The sequence below is a fragment of the Streptomyces sp. NPDC094034 genome (assembly GCF_040303865.1).
Taxonomy (GTDB): Bacteria; Actinomycetota; Actinomycetes; order Streptomycetales; family Streptomycetaceae; genus Streptomyces.
This window is the reverse complement of the sequence record NZ_JBEOUD010000051.1, coordinates 27,522-43,814: the sequence shown is the minus strand read 5'-3', so window position 1 is coordinate 43,814 and position 16,293 is coordinate 27,522. Positions and strand designations below refer to the sequence as shown.

Genomic DNA, 16,293 nt, shown 5'->3' with positions numbered 1-16,293 from the left:
CCTGATGTACAGACGCGGTGTGAGGTGCCACGACGGCGGTACGGCGGTGACGGGGCGGTGTCAGCCCTGGCGCGGCACGCGCTTCGGTTTCGGTGACGCCGTCGGACGTACCGGAAGGGCTCGCAGGGACTCACGCAGCGCGTCCGCGAAGGTCTCGAACTCCCCGCCCCGTGCCGCGCCCGTACGCATCGCCAGCGCGATCCTGCGCGCCGGGGCGGGGTCCGCGAAGTAGCCCGTGGAGAGCCGGTCGTTGCGGCCGGTCTCGACCTGTACGGCCGTACGCGGCAGCAGCGTGACCCCGAGGCCGCCCGCGACGAGTTGCACCAGCGTCGAGAGGCCGGCCGCCGTGGTCGTCACCGGCAGACCGTCGGCGCGGCCCGCCTCCCGGCAGATGTCCAGCGCCTGGTCGCGCAGGCAGTGGCCCTCGTCCAGGAGCAGCAGCGGCAGTTCGCGCAGCGCCTCGCGCGGCAGGTCGTGGCAGCCGCCGAGGGGGTGGCCGTCGGGGGTGACCAGGACGAAGTCCTCGTCGAACAGCGGCAGTTCGGTGACCGAGGGCTGGCCGAGCGGTACGGCGAGCAGCAGCAGGTCGAGCCGGCCGGCCGCCAGGCCGTCCAGCAGGGACGAGGTCTGCTCCTCGTGCACCTGGAGGTCGAGCTCCGGGTAGCGCTCGTGGACGAGCCGGAGCACGGTCGGCAGCAGATACGGCGCGACAGTCGGGATCACGCCGAGCCTGAGGACCCCGGTGAAGGGCGCCCGTACCGCCTCGGCCTCGTCCACCAGCGCGCCCACCGCGTCCAGTACGGCCATCGCACGGACCGCGAGCCGTTCACCGGCCGGGGAGAGCAGCACCTTACGGGTCGTACGCTCCACGAGCTGTACGCCGAGGACCTCCTCCAGCGCCGACAGGGCGCCGGAGAGCGCCGGCTGGCTCATCCCGATGGCGGCGGCCGCGTCCCGGAAGTGGAGATGCTCGGCCACCGCCGCGAAGGCGCGCAGTTGGGACAGGCTGGGCTGTTTGCCCCGCGCACCCGGCTGTCTGATGTACTGCCCGACGGACACCGACCCCACTGAACCGACCTCACTGATAGGTACCTCCGATCACGGCGACCGAGTCTAGCTATTTCTTTGATCAATGCTGACTGTGCCACCATCAGTGAGCCGTCCAACCGCCCGGAAGACCCCAAAAGGGACTTCCTACCCCCGCAAGGAGCGCTCGTGCTCACCGTTGGTGACAAGTTCCCCTCGTTCGAACTGACTGCTTGTGTCTCGCTGGAGAAGGGCAAGGAGTTCGAGGAGATCAACCACAAGACCTACGAGGGCAAGTGGAAGGTCGTCTTCGCCTGGCCCAAGGACTTCACCTTCGTGTGCCCGACCGAGATCGCGGCCTTCGGCCGGCTGAACGACGAGTTCGCCGACCGCGACGCGCAGATCCTCGGCTTCTCCGGCGACTCCGAGTTCGTGCACCACGCCTGGCGCAAGGACCACCCGGACCTGCGCGACCTGCCCTTCCCGATGCTCGCCGACTCCAAGCACGAGCTGATGCGCGACCTCGGCATCGAGGGCGCGGACGGCTTCGCGCAGCGCGCCGTCTTCATCGTCGACCCGGACAACGAGATCCAGTTCACGATGGTGACCGCCGGTTCCGTGGGCCGTAACCCCAAGGAGGTCCTGCGGGTGCTCGACGCGCTCCAGACCGACGAGCTGTGCCCGTGCAACTGGAACAAGGGCGAGAGCACCCTCGACCCCGTCAAGCTCCTGTCGGGCGAGTGATCCCCGATGGCCCTCGATGAACTGAAGTCGGCCCTGCCGGACTACGCCAAGGACCTGCGGCTGAACCTCGGTTCGGTCATCGGCAACAGCGGGCTGCCGGCGCAGCGGCTCTGGGGCACGGTGCTGGCCTGCGCGATCGCCTCACGCTCGGCGCGGGTGCTGCGCGAGCTGGAGCCGGAGGCGAAGGCGAATCTGAGCGCCGAGGCGTACACCGCCGCCAAGTCGGCCGCCGCGATCATGGCGATGAACAATGTCTTCTACCGGACCCGGCATCTGCTGTCGGACCCCGAGTACGGGACGCTGCGGGCCGGTCTGCGGATGAACGTCATCGGCAACCCGGGTGTGGAGAAGATCGACTTCGAGCTGTGGTCGCTCGCCGTCTCCGCCATCAACGGCTGCGGCCAGTGCCTCGACTCGCATGAGCAGGTGCTCCGTACGGCCGGGGTGGACCGCGAGACGATCCAGGAAGCCTTCAAGATCGCCGCGGTGATCCAGGCGGTCGGCACGACGCTCGACGCCGAGGCCGTGCTCGCCGGGGACGTACTCGCCGAGTAGGGCCCGTCCGCACCATCGCGTCACCCGCACGTATGTGAGGCTCGGCCCCCTGCACGCCGCCGACACGTATGTGAGGCTCGGCCCCCTGTCCGCCACCCGGCCGTGGTGGGCAGGGGGCCGACCGCTTCAGCGCGGCCCACCGAGGTCACTTCTTGACCGCGGCCATCAGCGTCTTCATGTCCTCGACCAGGGCGAGTTCGAGGGCGTCGGGGTCGACCCGCTCCGGTTTCGCCGGTGGTCCGGTGCCGTGCGGGCCTTCGGCCACGTACTCGCTCCTGACCTCGATCGAGAACACGGCCCGGCCGTCCAGGACCTTCAGCTCCGGGGTGTATCCGGCGGAATCCGTCATCAGATAGGCGCGCTCGCCCAGTTCCGGAATCCGTTTGGTCTTGCGGTCGACGATCCGGGAGTGCGCGAGCGGAGTCAGTGTCGCGTCGAACTCCGGAGCCGGGTCGGTCTCCTTGTGCAGGGTGTAGTTGACGACGACGGACGAGTACGACGACGGCAGGGCGTCGTCCTTCACCTCGCGCGGCCGTCCCCTCATCATCGTGACATCGCAGAACGACCGGTCTATCGCGCGCTGTTCCTCCACGGCGGGCTGCGGGGAGCGCTTTCCGCCGAGGAGTTCGGAGAGCGCGGACAGATCGGCGTCCAGGCACAGGTCCTCGCTGATCCGGTAGCCGCGCAGATCCGCTCCGGTCCGGTCGTACGCGTACAGCCCGCCCGCCCAGACCGCGGAGGCGGCCAGCGCGCCGCCGAGGGCCCAGAGCCACCGTACGCCGCGCGGGGACAGCGCCCGCGCGTTCCGTCGACGCGATACGTCGTCGTCGCCGACGACATACGTCTCGGACCGGTCGGGCGGCCGGGGAGCGCCGCCGTCCTCATCTGCCAGCTCCGGCTCGGAGATCACTCCCGGCCGTCCGCGGCCTCGGCGGTGGCGGGCCTGGCCGACGGTGTCGCGGCCGGCGGTTCCGGCGCCTCCCCGGACGCGGACGACAGGGACGGGGACGAGGACGGGGACGGGGAAGCGGGCGCGGCCGAGGGGGACGACGACGGCGCGACCGGGTCCTGCGCCGGGAGCTTCGGCACGGTCCGTTCCGCGCTGTACGCCCGGAGATAGCCGACGACCGTGTTGGTCACCGCCACCAGCGGCACCGCCACCACCGCCCCGCCGATACCGGCGACCAGACTGCCCATCGCGACGGAGAGCACGACGGCGAGCGGATGCACCCGTACCGCACGGCCCAGGATGAAGGGCTGGAGCACATGCCCCTCGATCTGCTGGACCCCGAGGACCACGCACAGGACCATCAGCGCCGTGAACACGTCCTGCGTGACCAGCGCGACGACCACGGCCAGCGCGCCCGACACCAGCGCGCCCACCAGCGGGATGAAGGCGCCGAGGAAGATGAAGACCGCGAGCGGCACGGCCAGCGGGACATTGAGGAAATAGAGCCCCAGACCGATGAAGAGCGCGTCGATCAGCGCCACCAGGACCGTGCCGCGCACATACGCGGTCAGGGTGCTCCAGGCGCGCGGCCCGGCTCCCGCGACGCCCTCACGGGCCTGGGCGGGGACGAACTTGAGCGTCCAGTGCCAGATCTTCCTGCCGTCGTACAGCAGGAAGAGCGTCGAGAACATCGCAAGGACGATGCCGGTCAGCAACTCGACGATCACGGTCAGGCCCTGAAGCCCAGCGGATGTGATCTTCTCGGTGTTGGAGCCGACGGCATCGCTCAGGGTCTTCGCGATGTCGTTGATCTGCCCCTCGGTCACATGGAACGGGCTGTCGAGGAGCCAGCGCTTCAGCTCGTTGATACCGTCCGTGACCCGGTTGGAGAGATCGTCGATGTTCTCCATGACCTGCCACACCACGAACCAGCCGACCAGCGCCATGAGGACGAACCCGGCGACCGCGGTGACGGCCGTGGCCAGTGCGCGCGGCATCCCGTACCGCTTGAGCCAGGCGACCGTGGGCTGGAGGAGCGCCGTGATCAGCAGACCGGCGGCGAAGGCCATGACGACCAGCTGTACGGCGCCGATGACCCGCATCAGCACCCACAGCAGCCCGGCGAGGACGAGCAGCCGCCAGGCCGCCTCGCCCGCGACCCGCATCCCCCAGGGGATGGCGGCGACCGGGTCGGGCTTGGCGCCCACGGAGGGTGCGTACACCGGGGGCGGGGGGACGCTCTCGGGCGCGGTCCGGGGAACCGGCCGCTCCTCCTCGGCCTCGGTCCTCCGCTGGTCCAGGCGCTCGCCTATACGGGTCAGTTCGGCCCCGACCTGACCGAGCCATGCGGGCACTTTCGACATGAAACTTCCTCTTCCCCCCTGCGCTTGTCCCCAACTCACTCGCCCGGAGCACGTTCGAATCGACCGTACACGCGCGAAGCCCCCTGCCGTAGGACGGCGGGGGGCTTCGTGAGGTTGAGCGCCGGCGGGACCGGTTTCGGCCGGCTCACCCGACCTAGTACCAGTTGTTGGCCTGCCAGAACGACCAGGCGCCGCAGGGGCTGCCGTAACGGCCGTCCATGTAGTTCAGGCCCCACTTGATCTGGGTGGCCGGGTTGGTCTGCCAGTCGGCGCCGGCTGAGGACATCTTGGAGCCGGGCAGCGCCTGGACGAGACCGTAGGCGCCGGAAGACGGGTTCTGTGCCTTGTAGTTCCAGGTGGACTCGTGGTTCACGATGTTGCTGAAGCACTGGAACTGGTCGGCGGGGACCATCTGCCGTGCGATCGCCTTGACCTCGGCGACGGTGTACGAGGACTGCGTGGCGAAGGAACCGGCGGAAGCGGTCTGGGAACGGGCCGCGTCACGGCTCGCGCGCTCCTTGGCCTCCTTCGCCTCTCGCTCGCGCTCGGCCGCGTCGTCGGCGGCCTCCTTCTTCGCCTTGGCGTCCTTGGCAGCCTGGATACGGGCCGCTTCCTCCGCCGACTTCTTCGCGGTCGCGTCGGCGGCGGCGGCCTGTACCTCGGCCTGCTGCGTCAGCGACGCGGTCTGCACCTGGGCCTGCTGGCCCGCGGGGATGTCAGCGAGGAGCGTCATGTCGGCTGCGGCCGTTTCGAAATTATCGTCCGAGACCTGGGGGTCGCCCGAGGCAACACCCACGACAGCGCCAACGGTGGTGACCGCAGTGGCAGATGCCACGGCGAATCCCCGGACCGAGATCCGGCTCACACGGTGTCCTTCCAGCAACATCCGCACACGTGACCTCGCGGACGCAATCGTGCCCCTGGCACTGGTCTCCGTACTGCTGGGTCACGGGAGACACGGGCCCGGTGGGCAACCCCCCTGCGGGGATCGCCGCGTGGTGCGCGGGCGACATGCGGCGGCAGTTGTTGAGTTGTGTGGTGCCGCATCTCTGGAGATGCGCGTGTGCCGCATGCGGGGCCTGACGGAAGCAAGACTCTGCCGGAAGGTCACGGCGGGTGGCAATTCTTCGTTGGGTGGGAAAGCTCACACCTTGTTTGCCTCAGGAGAATCACGGAAATAGCGGCGCGGCACAGCGCCGCCCGGCTAAGCTTCTACGCTTTCGCCGGGCGGCGCCAAGTGTGGTGATACGGGGTTAGATCTGACCGTCCTCCAGCATTTCGGTCACGAGCGCGGCGATCGGTGAACGCTCGGAGCGCGTGAGCGTGACATGCGCGAAGAGCGGATGACCCTTGAGCTTCTCGACGACAGCGACAATTCCGTCGTAACGCCCGACACGGAGATTGTCGCGCTGAGCGACGTCATGGGTGAGTACGACCCGGGAGTTGGCCCCGATACGGGACAGAACGGTCAGCAGTACGTTCCGTTCCAGGGACTGGGCCTCGTCGACGATGACGAACGCGTCGTGCAGGGACCTGCCGCGGATATGCGTGAGCGGCAGCACTTCGAGCATCCCGCGCCCCAGCACCTCCTCGATGACCTCACGGCCCGCGACCGCGGAGAGCGTGTCGAAGACGGCCTGCGCCCACGGGCTCATCTTCTCGGCCTCGGTGCCGGGCAGATAGCCCAGCTCCTGCCCGCCGACCGCGTACAACGGCCGGAAGACCATCACCTTCTGATGCTGCCTGCGCTCCAGCACCGCCTCCAGGCCCGCGCAGAGGGCCAGCGCCGACTTGCCCGTGCCCGCCCGGCCGCCCATCGACACGATGCCGATGTCCTGGTCGAGAAGGAGATCGAGGGCGATGCGCTGCTCGGCGCTGCGGCCATGGATCCCGAAGGCCTCGCGGTCCCCGCGGACGAGCCGGACATGGCCCTCCGCGGTGATCCGGCCGAGCGCCTTGCCGCGCTCGGACTGGAGCACCAGACCCGTATGTACGGGCAGGTCGCTCACCTCGGGCACATAGAGGGAGTCCTCGGTGAACAGAAGGTCCACCTGATCCGCGGCGAGCGACAGCTCACTCATCCCCGTCCAGCCGGAGGAGCCGGCGGATTCGGTGATGGCGAGCTCGGCGCGGTACTCCTCGGCGAGCAGTCCGACCGATGACGCCTTGATCCGCAGCGGCAGATCCTTGGAGACGACCGTCACGTCGTACCCCTCGGCCTGCAGATTGCGGGCCACCGCGAGAATCCGCGAGTCGTTGTCCCCCAAGCGGAAGCCGGCGGGCAGGATGCCGGGATCAGAGTGGTTGAGCTCGACGCGAAGCGTGCCTCCCAGGTCGCCCAGGGGGATGGGGGCATCGAGACGGCCGAACCGGATACGGAAGTCGTCGAGCAGGCGCAGCGCCTGCCGGGCGAAGTAGCCGAGCTCCGGATGGTGTCTCTTGGCCTCCAACTCCGTGATCACCACGATCGGGAGCACCACTTCGTGCTCGTCGAAGCGGGACATGGCGTTCGGATCGGCCAGCAGGACGCTGGTGTCGAGAACGTAGGTGCGCCTGTCGGGCATGCGGCGCTTTGTGCTGGTCACCACGGAAGGACGTACCCCCTCGGATGAGGTCGGGGTGCGACGGCGTCGCGGGCGGGTGGGCCGGGTCCTGACCCCATACGCGGGCCGGACTCCGGCCCTCCATGTCGCCCGTACGACTCGGCGCACGGTCGTCCTGGTGCAAAGGGCCTCCCGGGCGGACGGCCCCATGCCGTCCGCTGAGATCCGACGCCCACTGACTTGTTTTGGACGTCGACCTGGGGGAGGTATTCCCTCGAACACGCGCCGCCATGCCAGGGCGTAGAGCGGACGGTGGATGAACCGTGGGTGAAGCGAGCGGACCGGCCCGGCGGAATCGGCCGGGCTCCGGGCGGCGCCACGTGGTCGGCTCGCGGCGTCCTTACGGGAGAAGGGGAGGTCAGGTCCCGTAGCGCCGGTGACGTGCGGCGTAGTCGCGCAGTGCGCGCAGAAAGTCGACTTTACGGAAGGCCGGCCAGAAGACTTCGCAGAAGTAGTACTCCGAATGGGCGCTCTGCCAGAGCATGAAGCCGGAGAGACGCTGCTCACCGCTGGTGCGGATGACCAGATCGGGGTCCGGCTGGCCGCGGGTGTAGAGATGGGACGAGATCAGATCGACGTCGACGATCTCGGCGAGGTCCTCGAATGAGGTGCCCTTGCTCGCGTGGTCCATCAGAAGGGAGCTGACCGCGTCCGCGATCTCCTGTCGGCCGCCGTAGCCCACGGCGACATTGACGAGTATTCCCTCATTGCCGATGGTGGCCTGTTCGGCCTCCTTGAGAACGGTCTGCGTATGGGCGGGCAGCAGATCGAGCGTACCGACGTGATGCACGCGCCAGCGGCCGTCGGCCGCCAGATCGCGGACCGCGTTCTCGACGATGCCGACAAGGGGGGTCAGCTCGTTCTCGGGGCGGTCGAGATTGTCCGTGGAGAGCAGCCACAGGGTGACCACCTCGACATTGGTCTCCGAGCACCAGCCGAGCAGTTCCTGGATTTTGTTGGCGCCCGCCTTGTGTCCTTGCTCGGCCGTGCCGCCGGCCGCCCGCGCCCAGCGACGGTTGCCATCGAGGATGACTCCGATGTGCTTGGGCACCTGGGTGTGGTCGAGGCGGCCTTCCACCCGGCGTGCGTAGAGCCGATACACCAGGTCGCGCAGGTTCACTGAGTCCACCCTCTCGATTCCATGGGGACCGGCGCGTCCACTGACGGGATCCTGGGGCCGGCCCGGGGACCCCGAAGCCGTCACATTACTGCGCGGGCCCCACACTGACCCAACCCGGTCTGTCACAAGTACGTGATAAGCAGAGAAGCGTGACTGATTTTCCCTCTTACCTCGCAGCCGACGACCGGTACGACTCCATGGAGTACCGGCGCAGCGGACGCAGTGGCCTGAAACTGCCCGCGATCTCGCTCGGCCTCTGGCACAACTTCGGCGACGACCGGACCCTCGATTCGCAGCGCGCGATCCTGCGCCGCGCCTTCGATCTCGGCATCACGCACTTCGATCTCGCGAACAACTACGGCCCGCCCCCGGGATCCGCCGAGCTGAATTTCGGCAAGCTCTTCGCGCAGGACTTCTCGGCCTACCGGGATGAACTCATCATTTCGACCAAGGCCGGTTATTTGATGCATCCCGGCCCATACGGTGAATGGGGTTCCCGTAAGTATCTGCTGTCCTCGCTGGACGCGTCCCTGAAGCGGATGGGGCTCGACCACGTCGACATCTTCTACTCCCACCGATTCGACCCGGACACCCCGCTGGAAGAGACGATGGGGGCGCTGGCCTCCGCCGTGCGGCAGGGCAAGGCGCTGTACGTCGGTGTGTCGTCGTACACCGCGGAGCAGACCGCCGAGGCGGCCCGGCTGCTCAAGGAGATGGGCGTGCCCGCGCTCATCCACCAGCCCTCGTACTCGATGATCAACCGCTGGACCGAGGACGACGGGCTGCTGGACACCCTGGAGGCGGCCGGGATGGGCTGTATCTCCTTCGTGCCGCTCGCCCAGGGGCTGCTGACGAACAAGTACCTGAAGGGCATCCCGGAGGGGTCGCGGGCCACCCAGGGCAAGTCCCTGGACCCGGATCTGCTGTCGGACGAGGTCGTGCGGCGGCTGAACGGGCTGCACGAGATCGCTCGGCGACGCGGTCAGTCGCTGGCGCAACTGGCGCTGACGTGGGTGCTGCGTGATCCGCGGATGACATCCGCGCTGATCGGGGCGTCGAGTACGAAGCAGTTGGAGGAGAACGTCGCGGCGCTGGCCGGGCCGGAGCTCACCGCCGCGGAGCTGGCGGAGATCGACAGCTTCGCGGTGGACACGGCGGGCACGAACATCTGGGCCGGCCGGGGCTGACACCCCCCTGGGCGGTCGCCGGGGGCGGAGCCGCCTGCGCGGGCGTCCGGCCGGCTGTGCGGCTGCGCGGGCGTCCGACCGCCCGACCGGTTGTGCGCCCCCGACCGGCTGTGCGGCTGTGCGGCTGTGCGGCTGTGCGGCTGTGCGGCTGTGCGGCTGTGAACAGAAAACGGGCCGGTCCGTGGGGGGGATACGGACCGGCCCGAGGGGGGGTTTCCACCATAACCCTTCATAACTCGTGGTGGGCGCCGCGACTGGCCGTGCCGGCGCTCCGAAAACGGCGGCCGACCGTGCGGGGCCCTGAGTACCAGGCATTTCGGGGGTTCCGGCGCTCGGAGTGGCGAGTAGATGCCACTCCGCGCCGTGACCCTCGGGAGCGACCTCCGCGTGGGAGCCGGCTTGACGTCGGCGGCTCAGAGACCGGGGGCGGGCTTGACCGCCTCGATGAGGAAGCGCGTCGTGGTCGCCACGAAGGGCCCCTCGGCCTCGATACGGAGATGCAGCGCGGCGAGCCGGTCGCGGTACCGCTCGACGGTGAAGCCGGGCACCATCCAGATCACCTTGCGCAGGAAGTAGACGACGGCCCCGATGTCGCGGAACTCCGTACGGAGGGAGGCCGCGCGCAGATCGACCACGTCCAGGCCCGCCGCCTCGGCCGCCTCCCTGGCCCGCTCGGGGTCGCGGGCGGACCGTACCTCGGGAGTCTGCGGCCCCAGGAAGTACTCGACGAGTTCGAAGACGCTGGCCGGGCCGACCTCCTGGGAGAAGTAGCGGCCCCCGGGGCGCAGGACCCGCGCGATCTCCGTCCACCAGGCGTGTACGGGGTGGCGGCTGACGACCAGATCGAACGCGCCGTCCGCGAAGGGCAGCGGCGGCTCGTCCGGGGCGGCGACGACCGCGACGCCGAGCGGGTGCAGCAGGGCGGTGGCGTGGGTCACGTTCGGCGGCCAGGACTCGGTGGCCACGGTGAGCGGCGGAAGCCTGGGCACGGACGCGAGGACTTCGCCCCCACCGGTCTGGATGTCCAGGGCGGCGGTGGCACGGGCCATCCTGTCCGCCATCGACCGGGCGTAGCGCCAGGCGGGGCGCTCCTCGGTGGCCCGGCCGTCCAGCCAGGAGAAGTCCCAGCCGTCGACCGGGACGGCCTCGGCCTCGGCGATCAGCTCGTCGAAGGTGCGGGGGCGGGGGTCGGCGGACATGAGGTGATCGTGGCAGCGGCGCTCCGCGCCCGCGAACGCTTTTCGGGCGGCACGGGTCGTACGGGGGTCGGTCGTACAGGACGTACGGCGGTCGGTCGTACTACAGGACGTACGGCGGTCCGTCACGCGGCGGCGAGTGCGCCGAGGACGATACCGACCAGCGCGCCGACGATCATGAAGGGGCCGAAGGGGAACGCGGACTTGCGCCCGGCCCGGCGCAGCAGGATGAGCCCGAACCCGTAGAGCGCGCCCAGCAGGAAGCCGACGAAGGCCCCGACGAACAGGACCGTCCAGCCGTACCAGCCGAGCGCGACGCCGAGCGAGAGGGCGAGCTTGACATCGCCGAAGCCCAGGCCGTTCGGGTTGATGAGGAACAGCACGAAGTAGCAGGCGCCGAGGGCGAGTCCGCCGAGCAGCGCGGTCGGCCACGAGCCGCCGGAGCCCGTGCCGCCGTCTCCCCCGTCGGGAACCAGCGCGGCCAGTCCCAGCAGCACGACGGCCGCCCCCGCGAGCGGCAGGGTCAGCTGGTCCGGCAGCCGGTGGACGGCACGGTCGACGAGGGCAAGCAGTACGGCGAAGGGCGCGAGCAGCAGCCATACGGCGAGTTCGGGGCGGGGGCCGGTGGTGGCGGCGAGGACCGCGCAGACGAGGGCGGTCAGGAGAGGTACGAGGAGGGCGGGCGCGTAGCGGACGCCGGGACGGGAACCGGTGCGAGCGCGGGCACTGGCACCGACACCGGCACCGGCACTGGCACCGGCACCGGCACCGGTACGGGATTCGTCGGCCGCCGCGTCGATGGAACCGGCCGCTGATCTGGTGCCGGCACCGGCGGCGGTGCGGCCGGTGCCGACGCCAGGGCTTTTGACGTCGGCACCGGAGCTCTCCGGCGTACCGGACGGCTCGGCCGGCCCGCAGCTCGTACACGTCGCGCCGCCCAGCCACCCGCCGACGGGCCCCGTGATCGGGTGTCCGGCCGGGCAGCTGTCCCGCCACGGGTCCTCCGGCTCGACGGAGAGCCGGTAGGCGGCACGCGGAAGGAGCAGTCCGGTGGCGGCGCCCCAGAGCACGGCGACGACGATCAGCGTGGCGTACACAACACCGACCCTAAGACCCCCCGCCGGGCCCGGTCATGGGTCCAGGGGCCCACTCTCGGCGCCCAGGGACCCATCTCCGGCGGCCGGGGGCGCGCGGCCGGACTCCGAGCGCTACGGTCTACGGCCATGGGCACTTGGCGTAACGGCACAGGGCGTTTGACGGTCGCGGGGCAGGACGTTCCGGTGGAGCTGGAGATCGCCGCGTCGTACGGGACACGGCGGCGCGGGCTGCTCGGACGTGACGGGACAGCGGGCGCGCTGCTGATCACCCCGTGCAACAGCGTGCACACCTTCAGGATGCGCTTCACCATCGATGTGGCCTATCTGGACAAGGAGTTGAAGGTCATCGAGGTCCACACGCTGAAGCCGGGCCGGATGCCCCTGCCGCGCTGGCGGGCCCGCCATGTGCTGGAGGCGGAGGGCGGGGCGATGGAGCGGTGGGGGGTGCGGCCGGGGGTGCGGCTGAATGTGAACGTGGACGGGGACAGGGACGGGGACGGGTACGGGGACGCGGACGGCTCCGCGTAGGTGGGCTCGGTGGCCCAGGTGAGCCTCGTGGCCCAGATGGGCTCGGTGAGCTCGGTGGCCCTAGCTGAGCTTGGTGGCCTGGGCGGCGATCAAGGCCGGTGGCATCGTCGGTGTCGCGCCGCTCTCGAAGTTCGCCGTGTAGAAGGTGGCCACCGTGCCGCCCACCCGTACGAGATGGAAGACGAGCGGGACCGGATCGCCTTCGAAGTCCCCCGTCAGCTGATAGGCGACCGCGTCGTCGCCCGCCTTGACCGGGCTCAGCTGCTTGACGCCCGTGTACTTCGAGGGACCGTCGCCGCCGGAGGCGGTGAACCCGTCCGCGCACGCCGTGATGGCGGCCCGCAACCGGTTGAGCAGGGTGCTCGCGTCCCGTACGCCATGGGTGGTGAGGAATTCGGAGACGGCGGGGCGGTCGTTGTCGGGGCCGACGAGCTGGCGGTACGCGACGGCCTTCCCGAGCGGTTCCGGCTTGCCGTTGAGTACGGCGGTGAGGGGCAGGCACTCGCTCCGGTCGGCGGTCTCGCCCCGTGGCGGCGGGGCGTCCATCGGACCGGACGTGAAACCCGGCACATCGCCGTCGACGAGAATCGCCCGGTCCAACTCGCCCTGCGTGAGGACCTTTCCGTCGCCCGCTCCGATGCCGGTGAGCCCCGGGCGGGGGGGTTGCGGCGACGGAAGGAGCCGCGGGCGAGGACACGGCCGGGGAGGAGGCCGAGGGTGCGGTGCGGGGGGCCTCGCCGCCCGTCTCCTCGGCGTCGCCGTGCTCTCCGCCTCCGCAGGCGCCCGTGAGCCCGAGCGCGAGCGCGGCGGTCACGGCGGCCAGGACGCCACGCCGTACCGTCCCCGGCGCGTCCTGCCCCGGACCGGGGATGTCCCGCTCCCGCCCGCCTTCGGTGCGCACACTCATCCTGTCGCTCCTCACTGGGTCGTGTCGCTCGGGGCGTTCAGGACGGCCGGTTCGCCGAGCGGTCTCACCTCGGCGCCGGGGAAGGCCGCGACCGCCCTCTCCACGGCGCTCACGGTGTACACCGGCCGCTCGTCGGCCGAGGCGGCATCCGAGGCCGCCAGCCGCGCCCGGGTCACCACGGTGTCGGGCGATCCGCCCGCCGGGGCGGCCAGCCAGTACGTCTCCGGGTCGACGCCGGCGTCGGGATAGAGCACCGCGACACCCGTACGGGCGGCGAAGGCCACGGCCAGCTCCGCCTCGGTCTCGGGCGCGCCGTACGCGGCGCTCGCGGGCTGGACCTGTATGTCCAGGCTCATCACCACATCGCCCCGCACCCGGTGGTGGGTACAGAGGACGAACGCCTCCCAGTCGCGTGCGTCCTGACTGTCCACCTCGGCGCACACATCCACCTGGCCGGGCCGCACCCCCGTCGCGTACGCGAGCGCGGCGACGAGCTCGGACGGTTCCAGCCGTTGGCTGATCAAGAAGTTGCAGAGCATGGGCACGTTCCCCCGTCGACGACTCCGGCGGCTCGCGCGTGGGCGTCCGGCTTCCGTGTCCCGGGTCCGGACGTACGCGACTCCAGCGAAGGGGACGCTATGCGCTCCGGGGCACGGGGTCATGGGCCCTGGGACCCCGTGCGCGCATGGGTCCGGGCCCAATCGCGTCCGTCCGTCCACTATCCGCCCCGCACGAGCGTGGTCTCGACTCCGCAGGCGCCGTCCCCGTACAACTCCACCCAGCACTTCTCCTGCGCCTCGTTGCCGAGCCGGATGCCGAACGTCCACGTGGGGTCGAGGAAGAGTGTGTGACCGCCCTCGAAGTCCAGCGCGAGACATCTGCACTCCGTGCCGCCGCCCGGATAGACCCGGAACCGCGTACAGCGCCAAGCGCTCCTGCCGTCGCCGAAGAGCTGTTCGCCGTACGAGGCGACGATCACCTCGTCCTCGGCATCGGCCAGTACCCCGATGTCGGCCCAACCGACCGCCGGCACCAGGGCGGAGGCCAGCCGGTCGTACTGGCCGGTGGACTCGAAGCGCAGCAGTCCGTCGTCCAGCCGCAGCCATACGACCATCGGTTGGGGCCGGAACTCCGGTACGTCGCCGTCCCTGTCGATCCAGCCGGGGACGAGCACATCGCGGACATGGTGGGCACGGAGCGCCTCTTCGACCGCCCGCCACTGGCTGCTCATTCCGGCCCGACCCCTTCATCGCCTGCTGCTTCGGTCGCTTCAGCTTCGATCGCCTGCTGCTTCGATCACTTCTTCTTCGGCACCTTCTGGGTGATCTCGATCGAGGTGTCGAGTCCTTCGCCGCTCTTGAGCGCCGTCCAGAAGTCGCCGTTCTCCCGCAGGACGATCGTCACGCCCTTGCCACGATAGATCAGCCCCTCCGGCTCGCCCTTCTTCAACGTACCCTTCCCGACCAGCTCGAATGTGCCGTCCTTGATGGCTTTTCCGATGTCCTCACGGAACCGGGGGCCGTCCTCCTTCAGCTTCTTGTACTTCGTACCGAGGGCGTCCTCGATGAGCTTCTTGTGGCGCAGGAAGTGATCCTTGAACTTCTTGGCGTCGCCCTCGCCGACATTCGGCTTCTTGGCCGCCTCAACGTCCTCCGGGGACATGTCGCAGTCGTTGTTGTGGACGAGCGCGGCGGCGGAGCCGATCCCTACGTAGTAGGTGTGGATGCCCGCGACGGTCAGGTCGTACGTGGTCTGCCGCTGGATGTAGCGGGAAACGGCGATGACCGTACGCGTCGAGCCCGTCGGCGTCCGCAGTTCGTCGCCCGGGGAGAGCGCCCCGGCCTCCGCCCAACGGCGTTCGTCGCTCAGCCAGAACGGGTGCGTGTCCGTGGCCGTGAGGCGGGCCGGTACGCCGCCGTCCAGGACCGTGAGCCGGGTGAAGTGCTTGTCGTCGTACGTGATGATGGTCCGCTCGACCGCGCGGGGCTCCGTGACGCCCGTCACCGGGTCGGTGGCCAGGACGCGTGTGCCCACGGGGATACGGTCGATGGCCCTTCGCGTGCCGTCGGCGAGCAGCACGGGCGTACCGGGCAGGAAGCTGTGCCGGACGGGGCACGTGGTGGGTTTCTTGTCCGGTGGGTCGCCTTCCTTGGGTTTGCCCTTGTTCTCGGCGTCGAGTTTCCGCTTCGCGTCCGCGAGTCTGTCCTCGGCCTCACTGACACGTTTGCGGTTCTTGATCAGGCCCTTGATGCCGTCGTACAGATCGCCGCCGTGCTTCTTCAGCTTTCTGATCAGCTCGACGGCCTTCTTCCACTTCCACGGCGCCCCGTACTTCGCGGCGAGCTTGCCCACGGCCCCGCCGACGAGGCTGAGCAACACATTGACCAGCGTCTCCGTACAGGCGCCCATGTCGCCCTTGGTGACACAGTCCAGGGCGTCGGTGATCCCCAGCTCGTCGGCCAGGATCTTCGCCAGCTCCTTCGCGGCCTCCTTGGCCTTGTCGGAGTCGGCGCGCTCGGCGGCCTGGGCGTCCTGGAGTTCCTTGAGGGCGGCCTCGTAATCGATCTGGGTCTGCGGCTTCTCGCCGCCTTCGGTGCCGCCTGTGCCGCCGGTGTCACCTGTGTCGGAGGCGGGGTCGTCCTGGCCGTCCTGGCCGTCCGGGTCGTCAGGGGTCGCGGTGGTGTCTCCGCCTCCCCCGCCACCGCAGTTGTCGCCGCCGGTGATCCGGCACACCTGCGTGCTCAGCCCTTCGGCGATCGTCGGCCCCACACCGGTCATCACCAACGTGGCGACGATGGCGGCCACGACCGCCACGAGACCGACGTACTCGACGGCCCCCTGCCCTCGTTGCGCCCGGCGCAGCCCGAGCAACCTGGCCTCGGTGCGCGGCATGAACCTCCGCACGGACCTCCGCACGGACGTCCGCCCGGACCTCCGCGCACGACAGCGGAAACGACGAAAATGACGCACTACCCCCGATGGCGACATAGCACGAGGCTATCGGCGCAAACCTCCCG

Annotated in this window: 16 protein-coding genes; 4 read left to right on the top strand and 12 right to left on the bottom strand. The window is 69.8% G+C overall.

The window, feature by feature from the left end; translation table 11 throughout:
* Nucleotides 1–60: 60 nt before the first annotated feature.
* Nucleotides 61–1,059 (bottom strand): hydrogen peroxide-inducible genes activator, encoded by a 999-nt coding sequence (locus ABTZ59_RS31875; RefSeq protein WP_351421399.1) that lies wholly within the window; start codon nucleotides 1,057–1,059, stop codon nucleotides 61–63.
* Nucleotides 1,060–1,215: 156 nt separating this feature from the next.
* Between ABTZ59_RS31875 and ABTZ59_RS31870 the strand changes: the two genes are divergently transcribed.
* Nucleotides 1,216–1,770 (top strand): peroxiredoxin, encoded by a 555-nt coding sequence (locus ABTZ59_RS31870; protein WP_351421391.1) that lies wholly within the window; start codon nucleotides 1,216–1,218, stop codon nucleotides 1,768–1,770.
* A gap of 6 nt (nucleotides 1,771–1,776) precedes the next feature.
* Complete coding sequence (locus ABTZ59_RS31865) at nucleotides 1,777–2,325, top strand: alkyl hydroperoxide reductase (RefSeq protein ID WP_351421386.1); 549 nt, start codon at nucleotides 1,777–1,779, stop codon at nucleotides 2,323–2,325.
* A 145-nt stretch (nucleotides 2,326–2,470) separates the two neighbouring features.
* Here ABTZ59_RS31865 and ABTZ59_RS31860 read toward each other — a convergent pair whose 3' ends face one another.
* The 5 genes from ABTZ59_RS31860 to ABTZ59_RS31840 all read right to left on the bottom strand — a co-directional run bounded on the left by ABTZ59_RS31860 (nucleotide 2,471) and on the right by ABTZ59_RS31840 (nucleotide 8,361).
* Nucleotides 2,471–3,235 carry a hypothetical protein gene (locus ABTZ59_RS31860; protein ID WP_351421383.1) on the bottom strand — a complete coding sequence of 255 codons (765 nt, stop codon included), beginning with the start codon at nucleotides 3,233–3,235 and terminating at the stop codon, nucleotides 2,471–2,473.
* A complete protein-coding gene (locus ABTZ59_RS31855) occupies nucleotides 3,232–4,638 on the bottom strand; it encodes an AI-2E family transporter (RefSeq protein WP_351421380.1) in 1,407 nt (468 codons plus the stop codon). Before ABTZ59_RS31855 ends, ABTZ59_RS31860 begins: the two co-directional genes overlap by 4 nt.
* A 154-nt stretch (nucleotides 4,639–4,792) precedes the next feature.
* The gene (locus ABTZ59_RS31850) at nucleotides 4,793–5,503 is read right to left on the bottom strand and encodes an aggregation-promoting factor C-terminal-like domain-containing protein (RefSeq protein ID WP_351421368.1); all 711 of its coding nucleotides are present in this window, start codon (nucleotides 5,501–5,503) and stop codon (nucleotides 4,793–4,795) included.
* Between the two features lie 388 nt (nucleotides 5,504–5,891).
* Nucleotides 5,892–7,226 (bottom strand): RNA 5'-3' helicase PhoH2, encoded by a 1,335-nt coding sequence (gene phoH2 / locus ABTZ59_RS31845; RefSeq protein ID WP_351421364.1) that lies wholly within the window; start codon nucleotides 7,224–7,226, stop codon nucleotides 5,892–5,894.
* Nucleotides 7,227–7,599: 373 nt separating this feature from the next.
* Nucleotides 7,600–8,361, bottom strand: coding sequence for an isoprenyl transferase (locus ABTZ59_RS31840; RefSeq protein ID WP_351421443.1), 762 nt, complete (start codon nucleotides 8,359–8,361; stop codon nucleotides 7,600–7,602).
* Between the two features lie 149 nt (nucleotides 8,362–8,510).
* Between ABTZ59_RS31840 and mgrA the strand changes: the two genes are divergently transcribed.
* Nucleotides 8,511–9,548: an L-glyceraldehyde 3-phosphate reductase gene (mgrA, locus tag ABTZ59_RS31835; protein WP_351421359.1), complete on the top strand. Its 1,038-nt coding sequence runs from the start codon at nucleotides 8,511–8,513 to the stop codon at nucleotides 9,546–9,548.
* A gap of 413 nt (nucleotides 9,549–9,961) precedes the next feature.
* Here mgrA and ABTZ59_RS31830 read toward each other — a convergent pair whose 3' ends face one another.
* Together ABTZ59_RS31830 and ABTZ59_RS31825 are read right to left on the bottom strand one after the other, a co-directional pair.
* The gene (locus tag ABTZ59_RS31830; protein ID WP_351421354.1) at nucleotides 9,962–10,747 is read right to left on the bottom strand and encodes a class I SAM-dependent methyltransferase; all 786 of its coding nucleotides are present in this window, start codon (nucleotides 10,745–10,747) and stop codon (nucleotides 9,962–9,964) included.
* Between the two features lie 122 nt (nucleotides 10,748–10,869).
* Entirely contained in the window at nucleotides 10,870–11,841 is a 972-nt protein-coding gene (locus tag ABTZ59_RS31825) for a prepilin peptidase (protein WP_351421348.1), read from the bottom strand.
* 126 nt (nucleotides 11,842–11,967) lie between these two features.
* On the opposite strand from ABTZ59_RS31825, the gene ABTZ59_RS31820 reads away from it, so the two are divergent.
* Nucleotides 11,968–12,369: a DUF192 domain-containing protein gene (locus ABTZ59_RS31820; protein WP_351421344.1), complete on the top strand. Its 402-nt coding sequence runs from the start codon at nucleotides 11,968–11,970 to the stop codon at nucleotides 12,367–12,369.
* A gap of 60 nt (nucleotides 12,370–12,429) precedes the next feature.
* Here ABTZ59_RS31820 and ABTZ59_RS31815 read toward each other — a convergent pair whose 3' ends face one another.
* From ABTZ59_RS31815 to ABTZ59_RS31800, 4 genes are all read right to left on the bottom strand, one after another.
* Nucleotides 12,430–12,969 (bottom strand): hypothetical protein, encoded by a 540-nt coding sequence (locus ABTZ59_RS31815; protein WP_351421339.1) that lies wholly within the window; start codon nucleotides 12,967–12,969, stop codon nucleotides 12,430–12,432.
* A 318-nt stretch (nucleotides 12,970–13,287) separates the two neighbouring features.
* On the bottom strand, nucleotides 13,288–13,815 hold the full coding sequence (locus tag ABTZ59_RS31810) for a hypothetical protein (RefSeq protein WP_351421336.1): 528 nt from the start codon (nucleotides 13,813–13,815) through the stop codon (nucleotides 13,288–13,290).
* Between the two features lie 179 nt (nucleotides 13,816–13,994).
* Nucleotides 13,995–14,507 (bottom strand): hypothetical protein, encoded by a 513-nt coding sequence (locus tag ABTZ59_RS31805; RefSeq protein ID WP_351421332.1) that lies wholly within the window; start codon nucleotides 14,505–14,507, stop codon nucleotides 13,995–13,997.
* Nucleotides 14,508–14,572: 65 nt separating this feature from the next.
* Nucleotides 14,573–16,168: a polymorphic toxin-type HINT domain-containing protein gene (locus tag ABTZ59_RS31800; RefSeq protein ID WP_351421326.1), complete on the bottom strand. Its 1,596-nt coding sequence runs from the start codon at nucleotides 16,166–16,168 to the stop codon at nucleotides 14,573–14,575.
* Nucleotides 16,169–16,293: the final 125 nt, after the last annotated feature.